This window comes from Kordia sp., from assembly GCF_045105435.1.
GTDB lineage: Bacteria > Bacteroidota > Bacteroidia > Flavobacteriales > Flavobacteriaceae > Kordia.
This window is the reverse complement of the sequence record NZ_JBGCDL010000289.1, coordinates 1-6,674: the sequence shown is the minus strand read 5'-3', so window position 1 is coordinate 6,674 and position 6,674 is coordinate 1. Positions and strand designations below refer to the sequence as shown.

At 33.7% G+C, this 6,674-nt stretch carries 8 protein-coding genes; 7 read left to right on the top strand and 1 reads right to left on the bottom strand.

Features of this window, described 5'->3' with window-relative positions:
- The 5 genes from AB8B65_RS14900 to AB8B65_RS14880 form a co-directional block, all read left to right on the top strand.
- On the top strand, nucleotides 1-541 hold a 541-nt coding region (locus AB8B65_RS14900; protein ID WP_405302057.1), incomplete at its 5' end, for a bifunctional nuclease domain-containing protein.
- A 685-nt stretch (nucleotides 542-1,226) separates the two neighbouring features.
- On the top strand, nucleotides 1,227-2,591 hold the full coding sequence (locus AB8B65_RS14895; RefSeq protein ID WP_405302058.1) for a NupC/NupG family nucleoside CNT transporter: 1,365 nt from the start codon (nucleotides 1,227-1,229) through the stop codon (nucleotides 2,589-2,591).
- A 153-nt stretch (nucleotides 2,592-2,744) separates the two neighbouring features.
- The gene (locus AB8B65_RS14890) at nucleotides 2,745-3,569 is read left to right on the top strand and encodes a thymidylate synthase (RefSeq protein ID WP_405302056.1); all 825 of its coding nucleotides are present in this window, start codon (nucleotides 2,745-2,747) and stop codon (nucleotides 3,567-3,569) included.
- A gap of 18 nt (nucleotides 3,570-3,587) precedes the next feature.
- On the top strand, nucleotides 3,588-4,421 hold the full coding sequence (locus AB8B65_RS14885) for an energy transducer TonB (protein ID WP_405302055.1): 834 nt from the start codon (nucleotides 3,588-3,590) through the stop codon (nucleotides 4,419-4,421).
- Between the two features lie 179 nt (nucleotides 4,422-4,600).
- On the top strand, nucleotides 4,601-5,194 hold the full coding sequence (locus AB8B65_RS14880) for a GNAT family N-acetyltransferase (protein ID WP_405302054.1): 594 nt from the start codon (nucleotides 4,601-4,603) through the stop codon (nucleotides 5,192-5,194).
- A gap of 60 nt (nucleotides 5,195-5,254) precedes the next feature.
- Here AB8B65_RS14880 and AB8B65_RS14875 read toward each other — a convergent pair whose 3' ends face one another.
- Nucleotides 5,255-5,551, bottom strand: a complete 297-nt coding sequence (locus AB8B65_RS14875) for an isoamylase early set domain-containing protein (RefSeq protein ID WP_405302053.1) — start codon at nucleotides 5,549-5,551, stop codon at nucleotides 5,255-5,257.
- A gap of 346 nt (nucleotides 5,552-5,897) precedes the next feature.
- On the opposite strand from AB8B65_RS14875, the gene AB8B65_RS14870 reads away from it, so the two are divergent.
- Together AB8B65_RS14870 and AB8B65_RS14865 are read left to right on the top strand one after the other, a co-directional pair.
- Nucleotides 5,898-6,380 (top strand): hypothetical protein, encoded by a 483-nt coding sequence (locus AB8B65_RS14870; protein ID WP_405302052.1) that lies wholly within the window; start codon nucleotides 5,898-5,900, stop codon nucleotides 6,378-6,380.
- Between the two features lie 13 nt (nucleotides 6,381-6,393).
- A partial coding sequence (locus AB8B65_RS14865; protein WP_405302051.1) for a 2TM domain-containing protein occupies nucleotides 6,394-6,674 on the top strand: 281 nt, incomplete at its 3' end.

Genomic DNA, 6,674 nt, shown 5'->3' with positions numbered 1-6,674 from the left:
AATTGGCGCTTTTGAAGCACAATCAATCGCCATTGCGCTCGAAAAAGAGATCAAACCGCCGCGACCGTTGACACACGATCTTTTCAAAAATTTTGCCGATCGGTTTGATGTAGTTGTAAAACAAGTCATTATTCACAAATTGGTGGATGGTGTATTTTATTCAAGTATTATCTGCGAACGCGATAAAATAGAAGAAATTATTGATGCACGTACTTCCGATGCTATTGCCTTAGCATTGCGTTTTGATGCACCAATTTTTACTTATAAAACTATCTTGGATAAAGCTGGAATTTTCCTAAAACTGACTTCAAAAGAAGAGGAAGAAGATACCGAAAAAGAAAGTATCGTGGTAGACGAGTTGTTTACCGATGATACTGAAGAAAATATCGACATAGTAGAAAGTACAGCTGAGAACACCTTAACTTCTCTTTCGCTTCAAGAACTATACAATATGTTGGATGGCGCTGTGGCGGATGAAGACTATGAGAAAGCAGCCCGACTTCGAGATGAAATCTCTAACAGAGAAGAAGACAAAAAATAAAACACCTATTCAAATGCAGAAATTTGTAGTAAGTATTCTAACCGTATTTTGTATACTTTTTAATCTAAGTGCGCAAGAGACTGAAATTGATGGACAATGGAATTTTAGCAGTATCAAAAATGCTGAAAATAAAGAAATTATTCCAATTACAAATGCTGACAAACTGAACTTGAAAGCAGGAGAATTTCAATACCAACTTGCTGCAAAAAACAACTTAAACGCCAGCGGAGATTACATTCATCAAAACAATTTATTGGTTTTTTATTACAACCAACCAACGGATACAATTCGTAAATACAAAATTACTTCGCTTACCGATTCTACATTGGTTTTTAAAGAAAAAGGAGTTTCGTATCATTTTACAAAAGAGAAAGCAGAGAAAAGTGCAGGAGCTAGTTGGCAACTTGCAAGCAATATAATTTATGAAGACTTAAAGAAATTTCCTGATAGCATAAAACAAACGGTAGAATTTACCCAAGGAAAAGATTTTTTACAGTTAAATGATAACGGATCGTACGAAAATATCTTTGATGGAAATTATAACAAAGGATTTTGGTTGCGAAATAATAATTTATTAGTTTTTAAACAGAAAGTTCCTAAAAATATTGATGTTTATTACGAAATCATTGATGAAACGGCACAAGCACTCACGCTGAAAAAAGGTGGAAATCAAATTTATAAATTCATCAATGAAGCACATCCAGATTATGTTTCGTTAGACAAAGAAGAAAGCGAAATTATAGCCAGTGAAGGAATGTCATTTTCAAGTATTTGGCGTGGAATTTTAGGAATGCTATCACTTATTTTAATTGCATTTTTATTTAGTAGTAACAGAAAAGCCATCAATTGGAAAACAGTAGGTATTGGGCTAGCAGTTCAGTTATTAATTGCGGTTGCAGTATTAAAAATTGGTTTTGTACAAAGTATTTTTGAAAGTGTTGGACAAGTATTCATAAACATACTTGAGTACACCAAAGCAGGAAGTGAATTTCTATTCAGCGGTGTTATGGATGTGAGTTCATACGGATTCATCTTTGCGTTTCAAGTATTGCCAACCATCATCTTTTTCTCTGCCTTAACTTCTGTATTATTCTACTTAGGAATCATCCAAAAGATTGTAAAAGGAATGGCAATGGTGTTGACAAAAATCTTAGGGATTTCTGGTGCAGAAAGTTTATCCGTTGCCGGAAATATCTTTTTAGGACAAACAGAAGCTCCATTATTAATTAAAGCCTATTTAGAAAAAATGACACGCTCAGAAATATTGCTTGTCATGGTCGGTGGAATGGCAACTGTTGCCGGAGCTGTACTGGCTGCATACATTGGATTTTTAGGTGGAGACGATCCTGCATTGCAACTTTTTTATGCAAAACACTTATTAGCAGCTTCTGTAATGGCAGCGCCAGGCGCAATTGTAATTTCTAAAATATTATATCCGCAAACGGAAAAAATAAACAATGATGTAGCAGTTTCTAAAGATAAAATTGGATCTAATATTTTAGATGCCATCTCAAACGGAACGACAGAAGGTTTAAAACTAGCCGTAAATGTTGGTGCCATGTTATTGGTATTTGTAGCATTTATTGCGATGATTAATGGAATCTTTGGCTGGATTGGCGATGTAACTTCATTGAATAGTTGGATGGCTGAAAATACACCATATACTAGATTTTCGCTAGAAGCCATCTTAGGAACTGTATTTGCACCATTAATGTGGCTGATTGGTGTTGCCTATGAAGATGTAATGAAAATGGGACAATTGTTAGGTGTAAAACTTGCCGCTAGTGAATTTATTGGATACATTCAATTGGCAGATTTAAAAAATCCTGCAAATGCTGGTCACCTAGTATTTGATAAATCTATCATCATTGCAACGTATATGCTATGTGGTTTTGCCAACTTTGCTTCTATAGGAATCCAAATTGGAGGAATTGGCTCGCTCGCACCAGGGCAGCGGAAAACATTGTCTGAATTTGGAATGAAAGCCTTAATTGGAGGAACAATTGCCTCCTTAATTTCCGCAACTATTGCTGGAATGATTCTCGGATAAATTACGGTTAATAACCTATTGATAAAATACAAACGCTTTGGTTTATAATCAACGCGTTTTTTTTATTTTTACGAACTGAATTCATCTTGAGTTTTTCTATTCCCAAAAAAACAATAGAAATTTGTATCGCATCACTATAAAAAAGAAATCACCATGAGACAATATTTAGATCTTGTAAAACACGTATTAGCAGCAGGAAATGAAAAAGGAGATCGAACAGGAACTGGAACAAAAAGTGTATTTGGCTACCAAATGCGTTTTGACCTCAACGAAGGTTTTCCGATGGTGACCACTAAAAAATTGCACTTAAAATCGATTATTCACGAATTATTATGGTTTATAAAAGGTGATACAAATATTAAATACCTTCAAGATAATGGCGTACGTATTTGGAATGAATGGGCAGATGAAAATGGTGATTTAGGACCTGTATACGGACATCAATGGCGCAATTGGAATAGTGAAAGTATCGATCAATTGTCAGAAGTAATTGAGACTTTAAAGAACAACCCAAACAGTCGTCGTATGATTGTTTCTGCATGGAATCCGAGTGTGTTGCCAAATACCAAAGTTTCATTCAGTGAAAACGTAGCCAACGGAAAAGCAGCTTTACCGCCTTGTCATGCATTTTTTCAGTTTTATGTCGCTGACGGAAAATTATCATGTCAATTATATCAACGAAGCGCCGATGTATTTTTAGGCGTTCCGTTTAATATTGCTTCGTATGCATTATTAACCATGATGATGGCAAAAGTGTGCGGATACGAATACGGAGATTTTATACACACATTTGGTGACGCGCACATTTACAGCAATCATTTTGAACAAGTAGAATTGCAATTAACACGTGAACCATATCCACTTCCAACCATGGAAATTAATCCGAATGTGAAGAGTATTTTCGACTTTACTTTTGAAGATTTCAAATTGGTAAATTACAAACATCATCCGCGCATAAAAGGTGCTGTTGCTATTTAATTTTATAAGATTAACTCCATGAAAAAATACTTTTTTGCCATAACGATAATGTGTTTTACAGTATACATCTGTAACGCTCAAAAAACGACACGCTACTCTCAATCGCCGCCGCCATCTCCATATGCAGAAGGTTGTGATGATAACGAAGAACGATTTGATTGTAGTGATGAGAAACTGCGAAATCTAGCTTTTCAGGCATTGTCACAAGAGGATATTGAAAAGGTAATTCAAAAGACAAAAAAAGATACTATTTTCATGAATACAAACTTATTCTTTTATGAAAATAGAACGCTAGCTTTAGAAAAATCTTCTTTAAAATTTCATGAAAGAGAATTGAACTTTTTCGAGATCGATTTAAGTTTTTCATTAGAAGATATTCCATTCAAACCTGTAGCGATGACTAAAGCTACAAAATCACGCTTTGCAAGTCACCTTTTTTTAAAGATTGATCGTGAAAACAAAAAATTGATTCCTTTACCATATTATGAACCTGAAAGAGTTCCATTTAGCGGTCCTGAAAAATACATTGTCTACCCAGGATGCGAATCAAAAAAGACCAATGAAGCTTTGCGAAAATGTATGTCGAAAAATATCTCAAAACATGTTGCTGAATACTTTGATGTCGAATTAGCTACCAAATTAAATTTAAACGGAATTCAAAAAATTTATGTGATTTTTACGGTAGATAAAAAAGGAGCAATAATCAAAGTAAAAGCAAAAGCGCCACATCCAAGACTTGCTAGAGAAGCTAGAAGAGTTGTAAAATCGCTTCCAAAAATGGAACCAGGAGAGCTAGAAAACACAAAAATAGACATCCGATACACGCTTCCTATTGTGTTTAAAGTACAATAATACAATTGTAATGGACGCGCCTCAAAACTCACTAATTTTAATTCCTTTTATTTTATTATTGATTAAACACTCATATGCTATCATTTTCAATAAAATAGCAAGATAAACTCTAACAGATTTATGTACTTTTACAGTTGAATACAATATTTCTTGAATCTTTAAGAATAGGATAAGCCAGAATGATTTTACTAGACTTCAAAAAAAATTACGTTTTAGACAATGGTTTTGTTCAACTTCGTCCATTACAATCGGATGATTTTAAATATTTGCTACCTTATTCTTTAAACGAATCTGAATTATGGAAATATTCGCTCATTCCTGGCGACGGAGAAGACAATTTACGCAAGTATATTGCTTTAGCAACCGAAGGAAGAGTTGAGGAAACGGCGTATGCATTTATTGTATATGACAAACGTTTTAAAACGTATGCAGGTTCTACCCGATTTTACGATTTTAACCAAGATCATCAAACTGTTTCATTAGGCTATACCTGGTACGGGAAAGATTTTCAAGGAACAGGCTTGAATAAAAATTGCAAGTTTTTAATGCTTCAATTTGCATTTGAACACATGAAAGTACAACGCGTAGAGTTTAGAGCAGATAATAAAAATAAACGTAGTATTGCCGCAATGAAAAGTATTGGATGTACTGAAGAAGGTGTGTTGCGTAGTAATTGCGCTTCCGCAGATGGGAGACGCGACAGCATTGTACTTAGTATTCTTAGATACGAATGGTTTAGCCGTGTAAAACGTGAATTGCTAAAGAAACTATAATACACAAAAAAAGCCTTCTATATTGCTATAGAAAGCTTCTTTACAAAGTCAAATTTCTGATTATAAACTCAAAACGCTGTTTTCGGCAGCTGCAAAATCATTCCATTTATACGCATCTGCTTGTTCATCGTTTGTGTAAGCTCCATCTACTACATAACGAAACTCATATTCAGCATCTTTTTCCAAATCAACTGTTGCTTTAAACGTTCCGTTTTTTAATTTCTTTAAGCTTGTTGCTTCTGTGTTCCATTCATTAAAATTTCCAACTACAGAAACTGCTGTTGCTTCTTTTGCAGCAACACTAAAGGTTACTTTGCAAAGTGGTTTGCTTTTTAAATATTGCTTTTTAATTGCCATAATTTCAAGTGTTTGATAAGATCAAATGTATATAAGAATTTTTGGGAAACAAATGAAAGAATTCACAAAGATGTAAGAATTATCATTTTACTAAAAAATGGCTTTCAAAACCGCAAAGAATGAAAAAAAAACCTACTTTAATTGCAGGATTGACAACTACTTTTTAACACCTTTGTAAGCTGATTTTCAACGATATCGTTTGCGTAATTTTTTAAATATTTGATACATAGCCAAAGTACATTCATCTAAAAAAAATGCATTTCATGGTTTTACTGTATCTTTTCCTACGAACAGAATGTACTTTTCAAAAAAGAAAAGTATATTTATAACTTAAAATAAATTCAAGATGAAAAAATTTATTATCCCTGCTCTTTTTTGCTTAACAATTCAATTTGGTTTTGCTCAAAAAGCTACTAATACTTCCACTCTGAAAGTTTCTCCAAATGGAACAATTAACTTTTCAGTCATGGACAATGCACCTCAATTTGCAGGTTGTGAAAATAAAGGCGCTGTAAAAGAACAAAATAAATGTACTTCTAAAAAAATAGAAGCATTCATTCAACAAGCATTTTCTAAAAATGTTGCGCGTTCAATAAATACTAATAGTATCGACGCTCCAATATATATCCGTTTCATCGTAAACAAACAAGGAGCTGTAGAGAATGTAGGCGTTCGTACCAATAATATTTCTATGAAAAACGAAATAGCAAGAATTGTAAAAACATTACCTTCTTTTTCTCGTGGAACTCACAATGGAACCAATGTAAATGTTTCGTACTCAGTAATGTTTCAAGCAAACAGATTACTTAGAGAAGCACTAAACAACTAGCAAATCTGCATACATGTTCGGTAAAAAAAATACACCTACCACACAAATTGATAAGGAACAATTAGCAGTCATTGAAACTGCACAAAAACGCATCAGACAAAAAAAATACCTGTACTATCATTTGGTGGTTTTTATTATTGGTTCTGCATTGCTCGTACTTATAAATGTAGTATTGGGCTTAGGAGAAGATGCCACACTATTTGGAACAAAATGGTTTGTTTGGGCAGTTTTCCTATGGTTATTTGCTTTTTTATTCCATGCTTTTGATGTGTATGTTACCAACAAATTCATGGG

Bases quoted from the DNA above. Each gene is read 5' to 3' on its own strand.
- AB8B65_RS14890 (WP_405302056.1), top strand. From the start codon at position 2,745: ATGAGACAATATTTAGATCTTGTAAAACACGTATTAGCAGCAGGAAAT.
- AB8B65_RS14885 (WP_405302055.1), top strand. From the start codon at position 3,588: ATGAAAAAATACTTTTTTGCCATAACGATAATGTGTTTTACAGTATAC.
- AB8B65_RS14870 (WP_405302052.1), top strand. From the start codon at position 5,898: ATGAAAAAATTTATTATCCCTGCTCTTTTTTGCTTAACAATTCAATTT.
- AB8B65_RS14880 (WP_405302054.1), top strand. From the start codon at position 4,601: ATGATTTTACTAGACTTCAAAAAAAATTACGTTTTAGACAATGGTTTT.
- AB8B65_RS14875 (WP_405302053.1), bottom strand. From the start codon at position 5,551: ATGGCAATTAAAAAGCAATATTTAAAAAGCAAACCACTTTGCAAAGTA.